This is a genomic window from Streptomyces sp. SID5910 (assembly GCF_009862125.1).
GTDB lineage: Bacteria > Actinomycetota > Actinomycetes > Streptomycetales > Streptomycetaceae > Streptomyces.
This window is the reverse complement of record NZ_WWHX01000616.1, coordinates 1-22,045: the sequence shown is the minus strand read 5'-3', so window position 1 is coordinate 22,045 and position 22,045 is coordinate 1. Positions and strand designations below refer to the sequence as shown.

Sequence of the window (22,045 nt, the reverse complement as noted above, 5' to 3'; positions counted from 1 at the left end):
CCAGTGGGTAGGAGCCCCCACGCTACTGCCGGTAGCCGCTCAGGAAGCGCCCGATCCGGCCGATCGCCGCCTCCAGGTCGTCCGCGTGCGGCAGGGTGAGGATGCGGAAGTGGTCGGGGGAGGGCCAGTTGAAGCCGGTGCCCTGCACGACCTGGATCTTCTCCCGCAGCAGCAGGTCCAGGACGAAGCGCTCGTCGTCGTGGATCGCGTGCACCTTCGGGTCGATGCGCGCGAAGGCGTACAGCGCGCCCTTCGGCTTCACGCAGGACACACCGGGGATCTCGTTCAGCTTCTGCCAGGCCACGTCGCGCTGTTCGCGCAGCCGTCCGCCCGGCGCGGTCAGCTCGCGGATGGACTGGCGGCCGCCGAGCGCGGCCTGGATGGCGTACTGGGCGGGCGCGTTGGCGCACAGGCGCATGGAGGCCAGCATGGTCAGGCCCTCCAGGTAGTCGCGCGCGTGCTGGCGCGGCCCGGTGACCACGAGCCAGCCGGAGCGGAAGCCGGCCACCCGGTAGGTCTTGGAGAGGCCGCAGAAGGTGAGGACGACCAGGTCGGGGGCGAGCGCGGCGGCCGAGTGGTGGACGGCGTCGTCGTACAGGATCTGGTCGTAGATCTCGTCGGCGAAGACCATCAGGCCGTGGCGGCGGGCGAGGTCGAGGATGCCCTCGACGATCTCCTTGGGGTAGACCGCGCCCGTCGGGTTGTTCGGGTTGATGATGACCACCGCCTTGGTGCGGTCGGTGATCTTGGATTCCATGTCGGCGAGGTCCGGGTACCACTCGGCCTGCTCGTCGCACAGGTAGTGGACCGCCTTGCCGCCGGCGAGGGTCGTCACCGCCGTCCACAGCGGGAAGTCGGGGGCCGGGATGAGGACTTCGTCGCCGTCCTCCAGCAGGGCCTGGACGGCCATGGAGACCAGCTCCGAGACGCCGTTGCCGAGGAACACGTCGTCCACGCCGACCTCCAGGCCGAGGGCCTGGTAGCGCTGGGCGACGGCCCGGCGGGCGGAGAGGACACCGCGCGAGTCGGTGTAGCCGTGCGCCTGGGGCAGCATCCGGATCATGTCCTGGAGGATCTCCTCCGGCGCCTCGAAGCCGAAGAGCGCCGGGTTGCCGGTGTTCAGGCGCAGCACGCTGTGCCCCGCCGCCTCCAGCGCGTCGGCGTGCTCGATCACCGGGCCCCGGATCTCGTAGCAGACCTCGCTGAGCTTGTTCGACTGCCGGAACTCCATGCGCCGCTTCCCCTCCGCCATCTGGTGTTGCTTGGTTTTACCAAGTAGGAGCTTGGAAAGTCCAACAACTTGTCTAGACTGCGTCGCATGCCACCTCGCCGAAGCTACGACCAGTACTGTTCCGCCGCCCGCGCGCTCGACGCCGTCGGCGACCGCTGGACCCTGCTGATCGTCCGGGAGCTCCTCGCGGGCCCCCGGCGGTACACCGACCTGCACGCGGACCTGCCCGGCGTCAGCACGGACGTACTCGCCTCGCGGCTGAAGGACATGGAGCGCGAGGGGCTGACGACCCGGCGCCGGCTGCCGCCGCCGGGAGCGGCGTACGTCTACGAACTCACTCCTCGGGGGCGGGAGTTGCTGCCGGTGCTGGAGGCGCTGGGCGCCTGGGGCGCCGGGGAGCTGGGGGAGCGGCGGCAGACGGACGCGGTGCGGGCGCACTGGTTCGCGCTGCCCCTGCTGCGGGCCCTGCGCACGGCGGGCGCGGCGGAGGGGCTGGTCGAAGTCCGGCTGGAGGAAGGCGACTTCCACCTGTTCGCCGGTGCGGACGAGGGCCCGGTGTACGGCGACGGACCCGCGCCGGGGGAGCCCGGCGCCCGGCTGACGCTGGACGCAGGCACGTGCGCGGCGCTCAGCCGCGGGGAGCTTGACCTGCGGGACGCGGTGCGGGACGGCCGCGTCGAGGTGACCGGCGAGGGCACGGCCGCAAAGGCGCTCAAGGAGGCCTGAAGAGTCAGGAGGCTCGCCGAAGCGGGCCTCCTGACGGTCACTCAGGCGCCCGGCGGCACCCGTGACGGGCGTCCGGAACCGCGGGTCAGCGTGTACCCGCCGATGCCCGCCAGCGCGGCCAGCACGGCACCGATCCCGGTCCACACCCACCGGTCGGACCACCAGCCGGACGACCAGCCGCCCTCGGGCTCGATCGCGGACAGCACCGCGCCGCGCTCCGAGTCGTCGTCCTTCTGGGATGTCACCGCGACGCCCGGCACCAGCGGCTCGGACAGCGAGCCGTCCACGGCGGCGGCTCCGCCCATGTCCTTCGAGTCGACCCGCACCGAGGCGCCGACCGGCACGCCGAGGTCGGACGTCGGCAGGTTCACCACCGTCAGCCGGACGTAGTACGTGCCCGGCAGCGGGTCGTTCGCCCAGGGCTCGGACCAGGCGCGGACCGTGCGCAGCACGCACGCCAGTTCCACGGTGGGCGTGCCCGCGGCGGCCGTGCGCGTCTGGGCGCCCCACTGGCAGGCCTGGCGGCGACGCAGGCCGTCGTACACGTCGATGCGCCAGGTCTGGGAGGCGTGCGTCTCGGGCAGCTTCACCGTGGCCTTCACGGTCGGCCGCTGCTCCGCGTCCGCGGGGAACGACCAGTACAGGTAGTCGCCCGCCGAGCCGTTCGCGGTGGCGTCCTGGCCCTGCTCGATCTCCGTCGCCGTGCGGAAGGACGTGCCCGCCGTCTTCGGTGCGCCGCCGTCGTCCGACGGGCTCGCGGAGGGTGAGGAGTCGGCCGCCGCGGGTGCCGCGGCGAGGCCGAGCAGCAGCAGGGCGGTGCTCAACGCTCGGTTGATACGCATCAGTTGGTCCTCCAGACCGCGAACCGCCAGCGCGACAGCCAGCCCCACAGCAGGCCGGCGACGAAGCCGACGAGCACCAGCAGGCCCAGCAGCCACCAGCCGCGGCCGAGGCCGAAGGCGGCCACGTCGGCGGCCTGGCTCGGGCCGTCCACGACGTCGACCGTCAGCTCCAGCGGCAGACCGGGCGTGGTCTTCACGCCGGGCGCGGCGGAGAAGGAGTTGGTGACCTGGAGGCAGACGGTCTCCGCGGCCGGCTTGTCGGTGTCGGCGTCGTCGATCTCCGGCTTCGGGTAGCGCAGGCCGGTGGAGACCACGTCCGTGCGGCCGTTGTCGGCGGCCTCGCCGCGCACGATCTCCCGGCCGTGCACGGTGACCGCCCGCAGCAGCACGCCGTAGGACGGGTTCACGGCCCGGTCGGCGGACACGCTCACCGAGGCGCGCAGTTCCTCGCCGGGCAGCACGTCCACCCGGTACCAGCGCTGCGTGCCGAACTCCTCGCGGTCGGTGTACAGCCCGGACTTCAGCGCCGGTGCCTGCGCGCAGGCGTCCGCGCCGTCGACGGCGACCGGCGTCACCACCGGGTCGGCCGCGCGGTCGACCAACTGGTTGACCTTGTCGGTGAGTTCGTCGGTGTGCTCCACGGAGGTGTACGTGCCGCCGGTGGCCTCGGCGATGCAGCTGAGCTGCTGCCGCATCTTGGCGTTGGGGACCAGGCCGAGTGTGTCGATGGTCAGCCCGATGCCCTTGGCGGCTATCTCGCGGGCCACCTCGCACGGGTCGAGCGGGGCGCAGGTGTCCTCGCCGTCGCTGATCAGCACGATCCGCTTGGACCCGTTCCCGCTGTCGAGGTCGTCGGCCGCCTTGAGCAGCGCGGGCCCGATCGGCGTCCAGCCGGTGGGTGACAGGGTCGCGACCGCCGTCTTGGCCTCGGTGCGGTCCAGCGGGCCGACCGGGTAGAGCTGCGCGGTGTCCTTGCAGCCCGTCTTGCGGTCGTCGCCCGGGTAGTCGGCGCCCAGCGTGCGGATGCCGAGCTGCACCTCCTCGGGCGTCGCGTCGAGCACCTCGTTGAACGCCTGCTTCGCCGCGGCCATCCGCGTGCCGCCGTCGATGTCCCGGGTGCGCATGGAGCCGCTGACGTCGAGCACGAGGTCGACCTTCGGCGCGTCCTCGCCCGTGGGTTCACCGGCGGCCGCACCGGCCGGCAGGGCGATCCCGGCCGTCAGTGCGGCGAGCAGGGCGCACACGCCCGCCGCCAGCCGTTTTCTTGTGATCATCGGCGGATCCTATGGAGCGGGACCGCCGTGCTCCAAAACGAGACCGCGCGGACGCCGCAACGTCACCTCGCCGCAAGGGGATTGGGCAGCTCCGCCCACAAGTCGCCTCCGGCGCCCGGCGACATGCGCATCAGCGTCAGCGCCTTCACCGGCAGGGGCCCCTCGCGCAGCGCCACCAGGTCGGGTGTGGACGGCAGTTCGCCGAGGGCCGGTTCCAGGGCCGCGCCCAGCACCGCTCCCGACCCCGCCGTCCCGGCCAGCGCTCCGGCGACCAAAGAGCCGAACAGCTTGCGGCGCAGGACCGCCGGATCGTCGGTGAGCATGCGCGCGGGCAGGTCCGGGGCCGGTATGCCGTGCCGGGCGAGGCGGGCGGGGCTGACGCGGATGTCGGCCAGGTCGCGGTAGACCAGCCGCAGCGGCTCGCCCGACGGCGAGAGCACCACGAGCAGGTTCTGTCCGTGCGCCTCCAGGGCCACCCCCAGCTCCAGCAGTCCCAGCCCGACGGTCAGGCAGAGGCGGGCGAAGCGGTCGAGCCAGCCGGGTGACGCGGGCAGCCCGGTGGTCGCCAGTGCCGCCACGGGGACGACGTGCTCGCCGGGTGCCGCGTACGCCCGGGGCGAATCGCGCAGTACGGCGGCGAGGTCGGGGGAGTGCGCGGTGGCCGCGCCCAGGGTGCGGGTGACGTGCAGCAGGCCGTCCGTGCGGGCCGCCAGCACCTGCCCGAACGCGGACAGGGTGTCCGACGCGGCGACCGAGGCGACGGAGATGTCCCGCACCGAGGACGTCAGCCGGGCGCTCAGTGCCGTCTTCACCTGCGGTCCGCCGGGCACGGCGAGGGTGCGCAGGGACATCAGCGGATGCGCGGCGAGCGTCGCCTCGGGCGGCCGCTTCAGGACGTGGGCCGCCTGCCAGGGGTGCACCGGCAGCAGCAGCCGCTCCCCGTCCCGGAGTTCCGGCGGCCACGCCCCCGTCAGCAGACACCCGGCCACCGGGACGGGCAGCAGCCCCAGCTCCACGACCGGCCCGTGCTCGGGCCCGTAGGCGAGCTGTTCGGCGACCGAGAAGCCGGTCCGGGAGCGGCAGTTGGGGTGGAAGGGGTGGCCGTCGATCACCCGCTGCTCCCACGCCCAGTCGCTGTCCGGCCACTCGTCCGGGTGATTCTGCGGCGCCGTCCGCGAGAGGGCCATGGACGCGACGCTGTGCGCCAGTTCGGCGGCGAATCCGGCGGAGTGCGGCACGGCGAGGTCCGTGACCAGCCGCGCGGGATCGTCGTACGGCGTCCCGTCGAGCCGTACGGCGGTGACGTACGCGTCGGTGCGGTACGGGTCCGCGGCCGGGCCGTGCAGCCGCCGGCCGTCCCCGAGCCGCAGGACGAGCCCGTCCCGCGCCGACTCCCGGCCCGTGATCCAGGGCAGCGGCTCGTACGCGAGGGCCCGCCACAGCCGGGTCAGCACGGCCGCGCGGGCGCCGGGCAGTGCGGCCGTGTACCGGGGGACGAGACCGGGCCGGACGGCGGCCAGGTCCTCGGCAACGTCGGCCTCGGCGGTGTCGGGACGGTGCACGGGCGGGCTCCTCGGGGTACGGGACGGGTGCGGGGCGGGAACGAACCGGACGTCACGACGATGGGAACACGGCAGACATACTGATCGCCCCGCCCTCTGACAGACCGTAGGGAACGAGTGGAACGCGTGGATCTCCTGCCCCCGCCCTCCGGCGCCGACGCCCCGGACGACGTCGCGGAACGCGCCGACGCCCACGCGGCGGTGCCCCTGCTGAACTGCCTGCTGCGGGAAGTGGCCGCACCGCACTCCGCACCGCACTCCGCACCGCACTCCGCCTCGGACGGCCGACCGGTGTACCGGCTGCCCGGCGGCCGGCTGCTCCGCGTCCGCGGCGGCCGGCGCCCCGCCGAGCCCGAGGTGTACGCGGCGGACGGCTGGCGGCGCGTCGGCCACGCCGCACTGGTGGAACTCGCCGCCGAGGCGCTGCGGCACCACACCGGCCTGGCCAACCACGAGCTGCCCACCGAGATGACCGACAGCCGGGACGTGGTCGCCGCCCTGCTGAGGGCACGCGCGGGGACGGCCCCGCCCCGCGACCCGTATCTGCGCTCGGAGCAGTCCCTGATCACCGGCCACCCCCACCACCCCGCCCCCAAGGCACGCGGCGGCCCGCACGCCGACTGGCTGCCCTACGCGCCCGAGGCGCACGCCCGTTTCCCGCTGACGCTGCTCGCCGTGCGGGCCGACACGGTCGTCGACGAGGGCGACACCGCCGCCCTGGACGCCCTCGGCCAGGCCCCGCCCGGGTACCGGCTGCTGCCCGCCCACCCCTGGCAGCTCGACCTGACGGCGGACGCCCTCGCCCCGGCCTTCGCCGACGGACGGCTGATCCGGCTCGGCACGACCGGTTTCCCGGTGTGGCCGACGGCGGCGATCCGCACCGTGTACGCGCCCGAGTACGTGACCGGACAGGACCTGTTCCTGAAGTTCAGCCTCGACGTGCGCGTCACCAACGACATCCGCCGCCTGTGGCGCCACGACCTGCTGAAACTGCGCCGCACCGACACGGCGGTCACGGAGGCCTTCGAGTCGGTCGGCCCGCCGGCGGCCTGGCTCGCCGACCGCGGCTACCGCACCGCCGACTTCGCCTTCGAAGAACTCGCCGTCGTGGTCCGCGACGGACTGCGCGCCGTCCTGCTGCCCGGCGCGACGCCGCTGCTCGCCGCCGCCCTGGTGGAGGGCTTCCCCGGCAGCCCGCTGGCGGCCGCGCCGGACCCGGCGGCCTGGTGGGAGGCGTACCTCGACGCGGTCGTCCCGCCCGTCCTGGCCGCCTTCGCCGACGACGGCGTCGTCCTGGAGGCCCACCTCCAGAACACGCTGGTCGCCGTGGACGCGGACGGCATCCCCGTGCAGGCCCTCTTCCGGGACGCCGAGGGCGTCAAACTCCTCCCGGACACGCCCCGCGCGGCAGGCTGGGAGCGACTGGTGTACTGCCTGGTCGTCAACCACCTGCTGGAGATCGCCGGCGCCCTCGCCGAGCACCACCCCGGCCTCGACCCGCGGCCCGCCCTCCGCGCCGCCCTGGCCCGCCACGACCTGCCCGAGATCCCGGCCCTGCTCGCCGCCCCCACCCTGCCCGCCAAGACCAACCTGCTGCTCCGCTGGACCGACGCGGACGGCGCCGCGGCCCGCTACCGCCCGCTGCCGAACCCGCTGTACGGGGTGAGCTGACGCCGGTTTCTCGCGTCGGTCCGGTGCCTCCGCTTCACCTCCGCCCCGCTTGAGCGGGCGGCCCCGTGTGCCGGGCGCCGCCTGCTCAGCCCCCCGGCGCATACCGCCACGGGAGGCTTGCCGTCCGGATTCCGGATACCGACGTGGCGTGAACTGGCCGAAAAATAAGGCCGATTGAAGGTTTGGAGCCGCAAGTTTGATCGCCCGTTCGATCCTTGACAGCAGGACTTGCGCCACTTGAGTATCAGGGAGCTCTCGCCGACCGGTGAGGGCGCAGTGCTGAACGATGCAAGGGGGTTTCGTATGTCCGCGATCGTTTCCACGCTCAAGCACACGAAGTACGTCATGGGTTCCATGGCTGCGGTGCTGTTCTCGAACTGCCCCAGCTGACGTGACGACGGGGTGGGCGGCCGTGCCGCCCACCCCGGCACGGGGATGACCGGGACCGGCGGGGGAGGACCATGTTCGACGCGGGGACAAGGCAGTTCCGGATGGCACTGGCCATGGTGCTCGGCCGTCCGATCAGTGTCCGTTCCGCCGAGCGGCTCGTCGCCGACGCGCTCGCGACGATCGCCGAGTTCGGGTCGCCCGGCGAGGACGTCGAGCAACTGCTGCGCGGCGCCGCAGCGGACCCGCAGATGCGCACCGACCTCACGAACAAGGCCCTGCGCCGCACCGCGAAACGCCTCGCCGCCAAGTCGGTTTTCTACCGGGAGCGTTTCGCCGAGGCGGGCGCCGACCCGGCCGCGCTGACCATCGACAACGTGACCGCCGTACCCGTCACCACCAAGGCCGACCTGGTCGGGCGGCCCCGCGACTTCCTGTGCGGCGAGCCCTTCCTCGCCTCCCGGACCACCGGGACGACGGGCCGGCCCACCGAGGTCTGGTACTCCCGCTACGAGGAACGCCTCTGGCCCGCGCTGGTCGCCCTCTCCCAGGTGCTGCGCGGCACCGTCCGCACCACGGACCTGGTCCAGTTCAACATCAGCTCCCGGGCGACCGGCACCGCCTACGCCGAGATGCAGGTGGCCCGTCTCGCGGGCGCCGCCATCCGGATGGTCGGCCTGGTCCCGCCCGCCGAGACCCTGGACCTCATGGCGGGAACCGGCCCCTCGGCGCCGACGCTCATGGTCACCTACCCGAGCTATTTGGGCCAGTTGACCCGCCTGGCCCGCGAACGGGGCCTCGGCCCCGCCGACTTCCGGCTGCGCCGCGTCAACGTCGGCAGCGAAGTGCTCTCGCCCGCCCTCGCCGATGCCGCCGAGAAGACCTTCGGCGCCCCCGTCCACGACGGCTACGGCATGACCGAGGTGACCCCCGTCGCCGGCGCGATCTGCCGGGAACGGCACCTTCACATCGACGCCGGCATCGGCCTCGTGGAGGTGTGCGACCTCGACACCGGCGCGCCGGCCGAACCCGGAGCCCTCGGCACGATCGTCGCCACCCCCTTCTTCCCGTACCGGGAGTGCATGCCGGTCTTCCGCTACGACACCCGGGACCTGGTGCGGCGGCTGCCCGACGCCCCGCTCACCTGCGAGATGGCCAACGTGCCCGCGACCTCGCACATCCTCGGAAAGGCGGACCACGTGCTGCGCACCCAGGACGGCCCGGTGACCCCGCGCGAGGTCATGGAGGTCCTCGACGCCCTGCCCGGCGCCTGCTGGCCCGTACGCCACCGCGCGACCGTGGCCGACGGGCGGCTGCGCGTCGAGGTCGCCGCCTCGTCCGTGCCGGAGACGGGCGACATCGCGCGCCACTTCGCCGAGGCCGGCCTCGACGCCCGCGTCGACATCGTCCCGGGGGACGGACACGAACTGCGGCGCTACCGCTGCGACCTGGTCGAGAACAGCTTCTCCTCCGCCGGGCGGACCGCATGAGCGCCGCACAGAGCGCGTTCTTCACCCTCGTCACCCTCGCCGTCGCCCTGGGCGTCTCGCTCGCCTCGGTCGCCTACTTCCGGCGCTCCGCCCTGCCCCGGCCGGCCGTCGGCGTGTTCAACGGCAACGACATGGTCATCATGATGGGCTTCGTCGTCGTCCTGCCCTTCCTGTACCTGTCCCTCCCGGGCTGGCTGCTGCCGCCCGTGCTCGGCCTGACCCTGGCCGGGGGACTCGCCGTCGGCTACGGCACCGTCGTCCGCCGGGCCGCGCAGCGCTGGGCGCTCATCGTCGCCCTGCTGGCCGCCGACTGGTTCTTCGCGCGGTACGCCGAGGACGACCCGACCCACGCCACGCCGTACTGGGTGGTCAACAGCCTCGTCATCATGCTGATGGCGATCGGCGCCGCCAACCTCAACGCGCAGGGCGGCCTCAAGCTGCGGCACGTCTCGCGGTTCGCGCTGGCGCTCGCCGTGTACGACCTGTTCTTCGCGACCGTCGTGCCGCTCACCCAGAAGCTGTTCGACGCGGTGCAGGGCTATGCCTTCGCCCCGTCGGCCGGGCTGCGCGTCGGCGAGTACGGCGCGGTCGTGGGCATGGGCGACCTGCTGGTGTACGCCCTGTTCACGACCGTGGCCTACAAGTCGTACGGGCGGGCGGGGCTGCGCCTGGCGCTCGGGCTGGTCGCCGTGTTCGGGGCGCTCGTGCCGACGCTGACGCCGGTCACGTTCGACGCGATCACCGGGCATCTGCCGCAGATCGTGCCCGCGCAGATCTTCTTCGGCCCGGCGGCGTTCTGCGGGTACCTGGTCCTGCGGCGCGGGGGGCCGGAACGGCGCATGGCCGACGTCCCGGTCACCGAACGGCAGTTGGCGGCGCCGCGTACGTGAGGAAGACGGTCCACGCCGTGGGGGAGAGGGCGAGCTGCGCGGCGTGGGGGGCCTTGGAGTCACGGACGTGGATCGTCTCCGGGCAGGTCGCGACCTCGACGCAGTCGCCGTCGCTGCCGCTGCTATAGCTGGACTTGTGCCAGGACAGGGCGACCTCGACGCAGTCGTCGCCCTGGGAGCCGCTGTAACTGCTCTTGAACCAGGCCAGGTCGGACGTGCTCATAGCGCTCCTCGCATTCGCTTCAACAAGCCCAGGGAGTCCTCGGGGGTCAGGGCCTGTGAACGCATCTTGGCATAGCGCTGGTGGAGGCGGCTGATCTCTTTCGCCTCGGTGATGAGCCGCCCGTTCTCCTGCCCCTCCGAGTACCCGAACCACTTGTTGTCCGGCGACTCGGCCAACCGCATCGGGCCGTCCAGCCCCGCGTGCACCGGCTGTCGCAGCGGCATCAACTGGACTTCCACATTCCAGTGCCGCGCGATGATGGCCAGCAAGTGGTCGTACAGCTCCCGCGTCACCTCCGCGCCACCCGTCTGCCGTTCCAGTACCGCCTGTTCGAGGATGAAGCTGAACGCGGTCGGCGGCTTCCGGCTCGTCGCCAGCAACTCGTGCCGGGCCATGCGCGCCGCGATCCGGTCGTTCATCTCCTCCTCGGCGGGCAGCGGAGGCACACTGAAGGACACCGCCCGCGCGTACCCCTCCGTCTGCAACAACCCCGGAACCACCCGGCATTCATACGTGTACAGACTCACCGCCTCCGCCTCGAACCGCGCCCACTGCCGGAACCACGTCGCCAACCCCGGTTGCCGCGACAGATGCCGTGCCGCACCCCGCAGCGCCCCGAACGCGTCCAACACCTCCTCCGCGCGCTCCACGAAGTCCGCCGGAGGGAACCGCCGCCCCTGCTCGATCGACGCCACCGTCGGCACCGAGTACCGCACCAGCGGCGCGAACTCCTCCTGCGTCAGCCCCGCCCGTTTGCGGAACGCCTTCAGGACCTCACCGAACGCCTTGAGGCTGTCCGACGCCTCCGGCTCACCCGCGCACCCCGTACCGTCCGTCATCCAGGACACCTCCCGCCCGTCACACCCACTCAACCGCCCCATCGTCACGGACGGTTACTCCTACTGTCCACTGTCCGTACCCGTACGCTGACCCTGCGTACCGGTCGCTGATCTGGTGCGACGGTGTCGCCGCAGGTGGGATGGGCGGCATGAGACCAGCCTCCACCCCCCGACTCCCCGTCACCGCACGTGTGTTCGCGCAGCGGTTCAGTTCCACCCCGCGCGGCGCCCGCCTGGCCCGGCATCTGGCGCTGCACCGGCTGGACGCGTGGGGCGTCCCGTACGGCTCGGCCGTGTCGGAGACGGCCGCGCTGCTGGTGGCCGAGCTGGCGGCGAACGCCGTGACGCACGGGAGGGTGCCGGGACGGGACATCGAGGTGCTGCTGCGGCTGGACCCGTACACGCTGCGGATCGACGTGTCCGACAGCCGGGGGGAGCGCCGGCCGTCCGTACCGGAGGCGGCGGGGCCGGAGGCCGAGGGCGGCCGGGGCCTGCTGCTGGTGGACGCGCTGGCCGACCGGTGGGGCGTCTTCGACCGCGTACCGGTCGGCAAGACGGTCCGCGCCGAACTGGACCTGCCGGGGGTCCCCGGGCCGTAGGAACCGGCGCCGGGCAGGGCCGACCGGCCCTGTCGTCGGTCCCGGCGTGGGGGAAGACTGGTCCTGTAGGCGGTACGCGTCCTTGAGGAGCGAGCGATGACGGACAGCGAGCAGGCCGGCCGGGTGACCGCGATCAAGGTCTTCCTCCTGGACGATCACGAGGTGGTCCGCCGGGGGGTGCACGACCTCCTGGACGACGAACCGGACATCACCGTGGTCGGCGAGGGCGCCACGGTCGAGCAGGCCCTCGTCCGCGTCCCCGCGCTGCGGCCGGACGTGGCCGTGCTGGACGTACGGCTGCCGGACGGCGACGGTGTGACCGTCTGCCGCGAGCTGCGGTCGAGCATGCCGGACCTGGCCTGCCTGATGCTGACCTCGTTCGACGACGAGGAGGCGCTGCTCGACTCGATCATGGCGGGCGCCGCCGGATACGTGCTGAAGCAGATCGAGGGCTCGGACCTCGTCTCGGCCGTGCGCACCGTGGCCCGCGGCCAGTCGCTGCTGGACCCGAGCGCCACCGCGAAACTCATGGCACGGCTGCGCGGCGGCCCGGAACGCGAGCAGGAGCCGGAGGCGCTGCCCGGCCTGACCGAGCGGGAGCGCGACATCCTGGCCCTGATCGGCGAAGGGCTCACCAACCGCCAGATCGGGCAGCGGCTGTACCTGGCCGAGAAGACCGTCAAGAACCACATCTCCCGCCTGCTCGCCAAACTCGGCGTGGAGCGCCGTATCCAGGCCGCCGTCATCGCCACCCAGGCCCAGGACCGCATGCGGGCCCAGGGGCGGTGACCGCCGCCCGGGCTCCCGTGCCGTGATCACCCCCAGCCGCTACCGTGGCAGAAGGGGCGGTCCGGTGGCCGTACCGCCCATGGGCGCACGGAGGGCGGCGGTGGGAGAGTCCGACAGGGCGCGGGAGGCCGGCGTACGGCTGCCGCAACTGCGGCTGGACGAGTTGCTGGGCGAGCTCCAGGCCCGGCTGGACGCGGCCCGCGGCACGCAGGACCGGGTGCACAGCCTGCTGGAGGCGGTGCTGTCGGTCGGCCGGGAACTGGACCTGGAGCAGGCGCTGCGCGGCATCGTCGAGGCCGCGGCCACGCTGGTCGACGCCGAGTACGCGGCGCTCGGCGTGATCGGCCCGGACGGCAGGCGGCTGTCCGCCTTCTACACCGTCGGCGTCAGCGCGGAGGAGATCGCCCGCATCGGCCCCTTCCCGGAGGGGCACGGCATCCTGGGCGAGCTGATCCGGCACCCCGAGCCGCTGCGCCTGGCCAAGCTGTCCGACCATCCCGCCTCGTACGGGTTCCCCGCCCACCACCCGCCGATGAACACCTTCCTCGGCGTCCCCATCCGCGTGCGCGACCACGTCTTCGGGAACCTGTACCTGACGGAGAAGCGCGGCGGGCGGGAGTTCGACGAGGACGACGAGTCGCTGCTCGCCACCCTGGCCGTGGCGGCGGGCGTGGCGATCGACAACGCGCGCCTATACGAGGAGTCCCGGCTGCGCGAACGCTGGCTCCAGGTGAACGCCGAGATCATGCACTCCCTGATGTCCGGCGCCGAGCAGGGCGACGTGCTGCGGCTGATCGCCGAACGGGCCCGGGAGATCACGCGCTCCGCCCTGGGTGCCGTGGCCCTGCCGGTGCCGGACACCGAGAACCTGGCGGTCGAGCTGGCGATCGGGCGTGAGGCCGACACCTGGCGCGGACTGGTCCTGCCGGTGCGCGGCAGCCTCATGGGCGAGGCGTTCGCCCGGGGCGTGCCCGTGAGCAGCCAGGACGTGTCGGCCGACGCACGGATATCGGTCGGCCCGCCGCGCTTCGCGGGCCTCGGCCCGGCGGTGGCCGTCCCCATCGGCTCGGACGACCGCCTGCGCGGCGTCGTCCTGCTGGTGCGCGGGGCGGGCGGGCCCGCCTTCACCGACAAGGAGACGGAACCCCTCCAGGTCTTCGCCGCCCAGGCCGCCGTGGCCATGGAACTGGCCGAACGCCGCCGGGACGCGGAGCAGATCGCGCTCCTGGAGGACCGCGACCGCATCGCCCGCGACCTGCACGACCTGGCGATCCAGCGCCTGTTCGCCACGGGGATGACGCTACAGAGCGCGGGGCGCTTCATCGACCACGAGCGGGCCGCGGCCCGCGTGCAGCGCGCGGTGGGCGACCTCGACGAGACGATAAAGATCATCCGGTCGACGATCTTCGGGCTGCGCTCCCGGGACGACGACACGACGTCGTCGGCGCTGCGGGCCCGCGCCGTGCGCGCGGTCGGCGAGGCGGTGCCGGTACTGGGCTTCGCGCCCGGGGTCCGCATGGAGGGCCTGCTCGACACGCACGTGCCGAAGGACACCGCCGACCACGTCGTGGCCGTACTGACCGAGTCGCTGGCCAACATCGCCCGGCACGCCCGCGCGAGCCGTGCCGACGTCGTGCTGGAGACCGACGGCACCTGGGTGCGGGTCACGGTCACCGACGACGGCGTCGGCATCCCGCCCGGCGGCCGCCGCAGCGGACTGCGCAACCTGGACGAACGCGCGCGGCGGCTCGGCGGCGAACTGCGCCTGGAGAGCCCCGAGGGCGGAGGCACCCGCCTGGTGTGGCGCGTGCCGGTGGACCGGGCCGGGGAGGGCACCGGACCGACACCGTGAGCGCCGGGACCCTCGGGACCCTCGGCCGCGCCCGGGGGACCAACGGGCCCTGCCCCGCGGGCCGGTGGAGCGCCACGCTGAAAACAGTCAGGGCGTGCTCGGCACGCACAACGGCGCCGTCACCCACGCGGTGCCGCACCACGCCGGCGCACCCGTCGCCGTCGTCGCGCATCCCTGACGCGCCCCGGCCGGGAGGAGGAGTCATGTATCTGCCAGTGGTGGTAGGGGCGGACGGCTCCGAGCCCGGTCTGCGGGCCGTCGACTGGGCGGCCGACGAGGCCGCCCTGCACGGAGTGCCCCTCCTCGTGGTCTTCGGGTCGCTGTGGGAGCGGTACGAGGGCGCCGCGCTCGCCCACGAGCTCGGCGGGCCGTCCGCACACGTGACGTCCGAGGCGATCCTGCGGACCGCCGCCCGGCGCGCCCGCCGCCGCCACCCCGGCCTCCCCGTGACCACCGAGGCGGTGCCCGACGAGGCCGAGCGCGCCCTGGTGCGGGCGGGGCGGAACGCGTCCCTGACCGTCGTGGGCGACCGGGGGCGCGGCGGCATCGCCGACCGGCTGCTGGGCTGCGTCAGCCGGACCGTGGCCGCCGAGAGCGACTGCCCGGTCGTCGTGGTGCGCGGCAACCACGACAACCGGGCTGCCGGCGGCCCGCCCGGCCGCGTCGTCGTCGGCATCGGCGAGGCACCGGACGCCGTCCTGCGCCTCGCCTTCACGGAGGCACGCCTGCGCGGCGCCGACGTGACCGCCGTACGGGCCTGGCGCCGCCCCGCCCACGAAACGGCGCGGTCGTACGAGGAGCGGGCGGCCGAGGCGCTGGCGGAGGCCCTCGACGGCGCACCGTCCGACGTCACCGTGCGCCGGCTCACCGCCGAGGGCCCGGCCCGCGCGGTGCTGCCCGCCGCTTCGGCCGAGGCCGGTCTGCTGGTGATCGGCCGCCGCACCCAGGGGCGGCTCGGCCGGGTCGCCCACACCGTCCTGCACCACACGGCCTGCCCGGTCGTGATCGTGCCGGAGCGGACCTGAGCCCGGGGCCGGCGGGCGGCGCACCAGGGCCGGACGGCCCAAGCGTCAACACCTTCCCGACACGGCCCGGCCCCGGGCCCGGAGCGGACACGAGCGAGAGACGGCGGGCCGATGTACCCCGACGCCTACTGATCCAGCCGGTACTCGACGTCGACGACGCCCTCCACGGCGCGTACCAGGCGGGCGGCGACGGGGACGAGCGACGTGTCGCGCAGCGGGCCGGTGAGCGTGACCACCCCGTCGGAGACGGTCACCCGGAGCGGCCGGGAGGGGCCGGGGGAGAGGAACGGCACGATCTCCCGGCCGACCTCCTCCGCGATGTCCTCGTCCGTGCGCAGGAAGACGCGCAGCAGGTCGCCCCGGCTCACCACGCCCTCCAGCAGCCCTTCCGCGTCGACCACCGGCAGCCGCTTGACCTTTTGGCGGGCCATGATGCGGGCCGCCTCCGCCAGAGTGGCGTCGGGACGGACGGTGACGGCCGGCGCGGACATCACGTCCGCGGCCGTCAGCCCGCCGGCCTTGGCGAGGTCCGCCAGGCGGCGCATCTGCGTGAACCGGTCGGGGTCGCTGTCCCGGAACTCCTCCTTGGGCAGCAGGTCGGCCTCGGAGACGACGCCGATGACGCGGCCCTCGCCCGCCACCACGGGCAGGGCGCTCACCTTCCACTGCTGCATGAGCGTGACGATGTCCTTGAACGGGGCGTCGCGGCCCACGGCCACGACGGTGTGCGTCATGACGTCGCTCACGACGTGCGGACTGCCGTACGGCATGGCTTCCTCCTCGTGCGGCGGGACCGTCGGGTCACAGGAGGCTTCCGCTCCCGTGGGGCCCGTACAGGTCGAGCAGCCGGACGCGGGCGGCGTGCAGCCGGTGGGCGACGACGTTGCCGACCCAGACGGCGACCGCCCGGCCGAACGCCGGGTCCTGGTCGCACAGGACACGCACGGCCTCCGCGTCGAACTCCCAGGCCCGCACCGGGGTCATCGCCTCCGCGCCCATGTGCCACAGGTGGGGCGGGAAGTGCCAGGACCAGCCGACCAGTTCGCCGTGGCCCAGCGACTCGATGACGGCGGCGCGGCGGCCGGGGACCCGCAGGTCGAGGGTGACGGTGCCGGTGCGGACGATCCAGAAGCGGTCGGCCCGGCGGTCCTCCTCGAACAGCCGCGCACCCGCGTCGAAGGACACCTCGCGGGCGACACGCATCAGCCGTTCCCGGTGTTCCGCCGGGAGGCCCGCGGCCAGTGTGGTGGTGGAGGTCATCGCTCCGCTCCTTCTCTTCCCGGGGGCGCGGCGAGGCAACGGCCCAGCGGGCCGGGTGGCGCGCCCCTCCCTGTTTCCAGGCTGGTCCTGCCGGGAGCCCGGCACCACGGGCCGTCCGGGGTCCGATCCCGGGCCGTTCGGCCCATGCCGTCACCCGGCGTTTCCCCGCGGCCCCCGGGGTTACCCATGCACTGTCCTCCGCCGTCGTGCGGGAGCCACCGAGGCAGGAACGGAGCGTCGCCCATGGCGAGCATGAAGGTGTCGGACTACGTTCTCCAGCGGCTGCGTGAGTGGGACGTCGACCATGTCTTCGCCTACGCCGGCGACGGCATCAACGGCCTGCTGGCCGCCTGGGGACGGGCGGACAACCAGCCGAAGTTCGTGCAGGCCCGCCATGAGGAGATGGCCGCCTTCGAGGCCGTCGGCTACGCCAAGTTCTCCGGCAAGGTCGGGGTGTGCGCGGCCACCTCGGGGCCGGGCGCGATCCACCTGCTGAACGGCCTCTACGACGCCAAGCTCGACCACGTCCCGGTGGTGGCCCTGGTCGGACAGACCAACCGCAGCGCCATGGGCGGCTCCTACCAGCAGGAAGTCGACCTGGCGAGCCTCTACAAGGACGTCGCCTCGGACTTCTGCGAGACGGCCACGGTGCCCGAGCAGCTGCCGAACCTCATCGACCGCGCCATGCGCACCGCCTACGCCAGGCGGACCGTCACCGCGATCATCCTGCCGGCCGACGTGCAGGAGCTGGACTACTCGCCGCCCCGGCACGCGTTCAAGATGGTGCCCTCCAGCCTGGGACTCGGCCGCTCCGCGCCGGTGCCGGCCGACGAGGACCTCCAGCGGGCCGCGGACGTGCTGAACGCCGGCGAGAAGGTCGCCGTCCTCGTCGGACAGGGCGCCCGCGGGGCCCGGGACGAGGTGGAGCGGCTGGCGGACGTGCTCGGCGCCGGCGTGGCCAAGGCCCTGCTCGGCAAGGACGCCCTGCCCGACGACCTGCCGTACGTGACCGGCTCGATCGGCCTGCTGGGCACCCGCCCCTCCTACGACCTGATGCAGGACTGCGACACCCTGCTGATGATCGGCTCCAGCTTCCCGTACACGCAGTTCATGCCCGAGCTGGACCAGGCGCGCGCGGTGCAGATCGACATCGACCCGCACATGATCGGCCTGCGGTACCCCTTCGAGGTCAACCTCGTCGGCGACGCGCGCGAGACGCTGCGGCGGCTGCTGCCGCGCCTGCACCGCAAGGAGGACCGCACCTGGCGGGAGAAGGTCGAGAAGAACGTCGCCCGCTGGTGGGAGGTCATGCAGCGCCGCGCCGCCGTGGACGCCGACCCGCTCAACCCGGAGTACGTGGTCCACGCCCTGGACGGCAGGCTGCCCGACGACGCGATCGTGACGGCCGACTCCGGCTCCGCCGCCAACTGGTACGCACGGCACCTGCGCCTGCGCGGCCGGATGCGCGGCTCCCTGTCCGGCACGCTGGCGACGATGGGCCCCGGCGTCCCCTACGCGATCGGCGCCAAGTTCGCCCACCCCGACCGCCCGGCGATCGCTCTGGTCGGCGACGGGGCCATGCAGATGAACGGCATGATGGAGCTGGTCACCGCCGCGAAGTACCGCCACGAGTGGTCCGACCCGCGGCTGATCGTCGCCGTGCTGAACAACGGCGACCTGAACCAGGTCACCTGGGAGATGCGCGCCATGTCCGGCGCTCCGCAGTTCGAGGAGTCGCAGCACATCCCCGATCTGCCCTACGCGGACATCGCCCGCAGCATCGGCCTGGACGGCGTCCGGGTGGAGAAGCCCAAGCACGTCGAGTCGGCGTGGGAGCGGGCGCTGGCCGCCGACGGTCCGTTCGTCATCGACTTCCGCACCGACCCGGCCGTGCCGCCGATCCCGCCGCACGCCGAGCTGGACCAGATCGAGGCCGCCGCCACGGCGATCCTCCAGGGCGACAGCGACCGCGCCTCCGTGATCAAGCAGGGACTCAAGGCCAAGGTGCAGGAGATGCTGCCCGGCAGCCGCCACCGCGGCGACCGCCCCGGCGCCACGGACGACAGCACCCGCTCCGGCCACTGACGGCGGCGGCCTGCCGTCAGCCCGGCTCGCCCGTGACGCCTGGCCCGGTACGGGACGCGCGCGAGGCGGGCGCCCGGGGCGCGGCGGCGGTCGCCGGCGGGATCCGGCTCGCGACGCCCTCGATGAAGGTGTTGAGCCCGTACGCGAACCGCTCCGCCGGGTCGGTGTTCATGAGCGAGGCGAAAGCCTCCGCGTACTGGGGCGACAGCCTGCTCGCGAGCTGGTCCTCACCGCTCTGCCACTCCTCGGCCGGCGTCTGGGCCTGGTTCTGTTCGTCGAGGGTGTGGCCGAGCACGTAGTAGTAGAGGGAGAAGGCCAGGGATCCGGCCTGGTCGGGGGCCAGGCCCGCGCCGCAGAGCACGTCGACGACGAGACTCCCGGCGGTGATCGAGTTGGCGCCGGTGGCGTGGGTGCCGCTGACCAGGCGCGCTCCGTCCCGGTGGGCCAGCATGGCCGTCCGGAACCGCTGGCCCAGGATGTAGATCTGCTCGCGCCAGGGAGCCTCGGGCAAGGGGACCCCGACCCCCTCGGTGAGCTTGTTGGCCATCGCCTCCAGCAGGGCCGCCTTGTTCGGGAAGTGCCGGTAGAGGGCGCCTCCGTGCACGTTGAGCGCAGCACCGAGCTTGCGCATGGTCAGTCCGTCGAGCCCTTCGCTGTCGAGGAATTTCAGGGCCCCGTCGACCACGTCGGCCTTTCGCAGCAGCATGCGTCGCTCCATCGTTGACAACCCCCGAATCATATAGCTAGCGTAAACGCTGTTCACGGTAAACACCGTTCACGGTGAACGTCGTTCACCAGGAGGCGCAATGTCTGCATCCTTAGAGCCACCGCACGCCCCCGCACCCGCGGTCCTGCGGCCGAATCTGCCGCTCGGCGTCGTGGTGGCCATCTCGTGCGTGGCGCTCTTCATGGTGGTGCTCGACACCACCATCGTCACGCTGGCGCTGCCGCAGATGCGCGAGGCGCTGGACATGTCGGTCAGCCAGCAGCAGTGGGTCGTCACCGGCTACCTGATCACGCTCGGCGGTCTGCTGCTGCTGGCGGCCAGGGCGGGCGACCTGTTCGGCCACAAGCGGGTGTTCCTGTTCGGCATGGTCGTCTTCACCGCCGCCAGCCTCACGGGCGGCCTGGCGGGCGACCCGACCATACTGATCGTGTCCCGGTTCATCCAGGGCGTCGGCGCCGCCGCGCTCACGCCCACCAGCCTGAGCCTCATCACCACGAGTCACACCGACGAGACCCAGCGGCAGCGCGCCCTGGCCCTGTGGAGCATCACCATCGCCTTCGCCGGCACGGCCGGCGTACTCCTCGGCGGCGTGCTCACCAGCGAGCTGAACTGGCGCTGGGTGCTCTTCATCAACATCCCCCCCGGTGTCGCGCTGTTCGCCGCGGCACTCTGGTGCCTCCTCCCGGCCCGGGTCGGCACCAAGCCCGTCCGGCTCGACCTCCCCGGCAGCCTCTGCGTGACGCTGGGCATCGGGGCGCTCAGCTACGGGCTCTCGCAGGCGTCGGTCGACGGGTGGGGGTCCACGAACGTCCTGGTCGCCCTCGGCGCGGCCGCGGTCCTCATCGCCGGTTTCGTGGCCGTGCAGCTGACCAGCTCCCAGCCGCTCATCCCCCGGGCGCTGCTCCGCCTGCGCAGCCTGCTACTCGGCAACCTGATCATGCTCATGCTGGGCGTGGTCCTCAACGCGTCCTTCTTCTTCATCTCCCTGTACCTCCAGCAGGCCATCGGCTACAGCGCCCTGCGCGCCGGTATGGCCATGGTTCCGGTGACCCTCATCGTCATCGTCGGCGGCTTCGTCTCCCGCAAGCTCGTCCTCGTCCTCGGCCCCCGGAACCTGATCATCATGGGCGGGCTCGTGGTCGCGGCCGGCATGGCCTGGCTGGCCGCGGTGCCGGCCCGACCCCCGGTCTTCCTGACCCACATCCTCGGGCCGACCCTGATCGTCGGCATCGGGCTGGGCTTCCTGATGCTGTCGATCACGCTCACCGGCACCTCCGACGTCGATCCCGAGGACGCCGGCGCGGCCTCCGGGCTGCTCAACACATCCCGGCAGCTCGGCGGAGCCGTCGGCCTCGCCGTGCTGACCACCATCGCCGCCCACGCGACCACCGACGCGGCCGGCGACTCCGACCCCGTCGAGGCGCTCGTCCACGGGTACAGCATCGCCTTCCTGATCTGCGCGGGCGTCATGGTGGTCGCCTCCCTGATCGCGCTGGCCCTGCCCAACATCAAGGCGCCCAGGCCGGAGGACGAGGCGAAAGCCGGCGAGGAACGGTCGGCGAACGCCGCGTCATGAACGGGATCTCACGCGTCGACGACGGTCCCGCCCGGCAGGGCGGGAAAGCCGGGCGCCGCACCGTCGACACCCGGGAGGGGGCCGGTCCTGACCTCCCGGGTGGTGACGGAGAGCGGCCCCAGCCCCGCCAGGGCGTCGAGCACCTGTGGCATCAGCGCCCCGGGGGCCGACCGGGCGGGAACCACACCGATCGCGTTCACACCGGTCAGCAGGTCGACCGTGAGATCACCCGCGGCCGCCAGGCGGCGGACGGCCCGGCCGCCCGCGGCGGCCTCCGCCTCCAGCTGACCGGCGTCCGGATCGTCGGCGGCCCCCAGGACCAGCGTGAGGTCGACGCCCTCGGCCACCGAGCGGACGGCCGCCGCCCGGTCGGTGGCGGCGTAGCACAGCGCGTCGTAGTGCTGCCCCCGCACACGCGGGTAGCGCTCGCGCAGAGCAGTGATCATCCCGGCCGCGTCATCGACGGGGATGCCGGTCTGCACCACGAGGGAAAGCCTCTCCGGATCCACCCCGAACCGCTGAAGATCGGACGCCTGCGCGGCGTCCCGCATCGTCAGCACCGACTCCGGGGCCTGCGACACCGAAACCGATTCCCCCGCGGTGTCGCGGGCCCCGGTCATCAGCACCACCGTGTCGCCGCGGTGGGCATAGGCCTCGACGTCGCGATGGGCCAGCGCGGCCAGCGGGCAGGTCGTGTCCACCACCTCGAGCCCGCGTGCGGCGGCCTCCGCCCGCACCGGCAGGGGCACGCCGTGCGGCGGGAAGACCACCACCCCGCTGTCCGGCACGGCGTCCAGGTCGTCCGCGAACGCGACACCGGCCTCGGTGAGCCGCGCGATCCGGTCGACCGCGGCGACCGGCCGGCCGTACACGAACACCGGCGCGTCCCGCCGCGCCTCGCGGGCCGCCCGGAGGGTGGCCTCGACACCCGCGCGGGCGCCCGCGCAGTCGGGTTCGGGCGCCGCCACCAGCAGACGGCGCGACCGCAGCAGCCCGG

Annotated in this window: 20 protein-coding genes; 10 read left to right on the top strand and 10 right to left on the bottom strand. The window is 73.3% G+C overall.

What is annotated here, in order from left to right:
• Positions 1-22: 22 nt before the first annotated feature.
• Positions 23-1,231: a pyridoxal phosphate-dependent aminotransferase gene (locus GTW67_RS21680; protein WP_161166474.1), complete on the bottom strand. Its 1,209-nt coding sequence runs from the start codon at positions 1,229-1,231 to the stop codon at positions 23-25.
• 87 nt (positions 1,232-1,318) lie between these two features.
• On the opposite strand from GTW67_RS21680, the gene GTW67_RS21675 reads away from it, so the two are divergent.
• On the top strand, positions 1,319-1,957 hold the full coding sequence (locus GTW67_RS21675) for a winged helix-turn-helix transcriptional regulator (protein WP_161166465.1): 639 nt from the start codon (positions 1,319-1,321) through the stop codon (positions 1,955-1,957).
• A gap of 41 nt (positions 1,958-1,998) precedes the next feature.
• Here GTW67_RS21675 and GTW67_RS21670 read toward each other — a convergent pair whose 3' ends face one another.
• From GTW67_RS21670 to GTW67_RS21660, 3 genes are all read right to left on the bottom strand, one after another.
• Positions 1,999-2,799 carry a hypothetical protein gene (locus tag GTW67_RS21670; RefSeq protein ID WP_161166464.1) on the bottom strand — a complete coding sequence of 267 codons (801 nt, stop codon included), beginning with the start codon at positions 2,797-2,799 and terminating at the stop codon, positions 1,999-2,001.
• Positions 2,799-4,073, bottom strand: a complete 1,275-nt coding sequence (locus GTW67_RS21665; protein WP_161166463.1) for a vWA domain-containing protein — start codon at positions 4,071-4,073, stop codon at positions 2,799-2,801. The genes GTW67_RS21670 and GTW67_RS21665 overlap by 1 nt, the downstream gene beginning before the upstream one ends.
• 62 nt (positions 4,074-4,135) lie before the next feature.
• Complete coding sequence (locus GTW67_RS21660) at positions 4,136-5,635, bottom strand: IucA/IucC family protein (RefSeq protein WP_161166462.1); 1,500 nt, start codon at positions 5,633-5,635, stop codon at positions 4,136-4,138.
• Positions 5,636-5,752: 117 nt separating this feature from the next.
• Here GTW67_RS21660 and GTW67_RS21655 point away from each other — a divergent pair, with 117 nt between their 5' ends.
• The 3 genes from GTW67_RS21655 to GTW67_RS21645 all read left to right on the top strand — a co-directional run bounded on the left by GTW67_RS21655 (position 5,753) and on the right by GTW67_RS21645 (position 10,073).
• Positions 5,753-7,306 carry an IucA/IucC family protein gene (locus GTW67_RS21655; RefSeq protein WP_161166461.1) on the top strand — a complete coding sequence of 518 codons (1,554 nt, stop codon included), beginning with the start codon at positions 5,753-5,755 and terminating at the stop codon, positions 7,304-7,306.
• Between the two features lie 491 nt (positions 7,307-7,797).
• Positions 7,798-9,183 (top strand): phenylacetate--CoA ligase family protein, encoded by a 1,386-nt coding sequence (locus tag GTW67_RS21650; RefSeq protein WP_161166460.1) that lies wholly within the window; start codon positions 7,798-7,800, stop codon positions 9,181-9,183.
• Complete coding sequence (locus tag GTW67_RS21645; RefSeq protein WP_161166459.1) at positions 9,180-10,073, top strand: hypothetical protein; 894 nt, start codon at positions 9,180-9,182, stop codon at positions 10,071-10,073. The genes GTW67_RS21650 and GTW67_RS21645 overlap by 4 nt, the downstream gene beginning before the upstream one ends.
• Here GTW67_RS21645 and GTW67_RS21640 read toward each other — a convergent pair.
• Together GTW67_RS21640 and GTW67_RS21635 are read right to left on the bottom strand one after the other, a co-directional pair.
• Complete coding sequence (locus GTW67_RS21640; protein WP_161166458.1) at positions 10,039-10,296, bottom strand: DUF397 domain-containing protein; 258 nt, start codon at positions 10,294-10,296, stop codon at positions 10,039-10,041. The genes GTW67_RS21645 and GTW67_RS21640 overlap by 35 nt on opposite strands.
• Positions 10,293-11,135: a helix-turn-helix domain-containing protein gene (locus GTW67_RS21635; protein ID WP_161166457.1), complete on the bottom strand. Its 843-nt coding sequence runs from the start codon at positions 11,133-11,135 to the stop codon at positions 10,293-10,295. Before GTW67_RS21635 ends, GTW67_RS21640 begins: the two co-directional genes overlap by 4 nt.
• 149 nt (positions 11,136-11,284) lie before the next feature.
• Here GTW67_RS21635 and GTW67_RS21630 point away from each other — a divergent pair, with 149 nt between their 5' ends.
• The 4 genes from GTW67_RS21630 to GTW67_RS21615 all read left to right on the top strand — a co-directional run bounded on the left by GTW67_RS21630 (position 11,285) and on the right by GTW67_RS21615 (position 15,400).
• Positions 11,285-11,734 carry an ATP-binding protein gene (locus GTW67_RS21630; RefSeq protein WP_161166456.1) on the top strand — a complete coding sequence of 150 codons (450 nt, stop codon included), beginning with the start codon at positions 11,285-11,287 and terminating at the stop codon, positions 11,732-11,734.
• A 96-nt stretch (positions 11,735-11,830) separates the two neighbouring features.
• Complete coding sequence (locus GTW67_RS21625; RefSeq protein ID WP_161166455.1) at positions 11,831-12,523, top strand: response regulator; 693 nt, start codon at positions 11,831-11,833, stop codon at positions 12,521-12,523.
• A 100-nt stretch (positions 12,524-12,623) separates the two neighbouring features.
• Positions 12,624-14,375: a sensor histidine kinase gene (locus GTW67_RS21620; protein ID WP_346010714.1), complete on the top strand. Its 1,752-nt coding sequence runs from the start codon at positions 12,624-12,626 to the stop codon at positions 14,373-14,375.
• Positions 14,376-14,578: 203 nt separating this feature from the next.
• Positions 14,579-15,400 carry a universal stress protein gene (locus GTW67_RS21615; protein ID WP_161166454.1) on the top strand — a complete coding sequence of 274 codons (822 nt, stop codon included), beginning with the start codon at positions 14,579-14,581 and terminating at the stop codon, positions 15,398-15,400.
• Positions 15,401-15,525: 125 nt separating this feature from the next.
• On the opposite strand, the gene GTW67_RS21610 is transcribed toward GTW67_RS21615, so the two are convergent.
• Together GTW67_RS21610 and GTW67_RS21605 are read right to left on the bottom strand one after the other, a co-directional pair.
• On the bottom strand, positions 15,526-16,170 hold the full coding sequence (locus tag GTW67_RS21610) for a CBS domain-containing protein (RefSeq protein ID WP_161166453.1): 645 nt from the start codon (positions 16,168-16,170) through the stop codon (positions 15,526-15,528).
• 31 nt (positions 16,171-16,201) lie between these two features.
• Positions 16,202-16,660, bottom strand: a complete 459-nt coding sequence (locus GTW67_RS21605; protein WP_161166452.1) for a cyclic nucleotide-binding domain-containing protein — start codon at positions 16,658-16,660, stop codon at positions 16,202-16,204.
• 243 nt (positions 16,661-16,903) lie between these two features.
• Between GTW67_RS21605 and GTW67_RS21600 the strand changes: the two genes are divergently transcribed.
• Positions 16,904-18,745, top strand: coding sequence for a thiamine pyrophosphate-requiring protein (locus GTW67_RS21600; RefSeq protein WP_237518968.1), 1,842 nt, complete (start codon positions 16,904-16,906; stop codon positions 18,743-18,745).
• Between the two features lie 16 nt (positions 18,746-18,761).
• On the opposite strand, the gene GTW67_RS21595 is transcribed toward GTW67_RS21600, so the two are convergent.
• Positions 18,762-19,451, bottom strand: coding sequence for a TetR/AcrR family transcriptional regulator (locus tag GTW67_RS21595; protein ID WP_161166451.1), 690 nt, complete (start codon positions 19,449-19,451; stop codon positions 18,762-18,764).
• Positions 19,452-19,551: 100 nt separating this feature from the next.
• Between GTW67_RS21595 and GTW67_RS21590 the strand changes: the two genes are divergently transcribed.
• Positions 19,552-21,048, top strand: a complete 1,497-nt coding sequence (locus GTW67_RS21590) for an MFS transporter (RefSeq protein ID WP_161166450.1) — start codon at positions 19,552-19,554, stop codon at positions 21,046-21,048.
• A gap of 8 nt (positions 21,049-21,056) precedes the next feature.
• Here GTW67_RS21590 and GTW67_RS21585 read toward each other — a convergent pair.
• A partial coding sequence (locus tag GTW67_RS21585) for a hypothetical protein (protein ID WP_161166449.1) occupies positions 21,057-22,045 on the bottom strand: 989 nt, incomplete at its 5' end.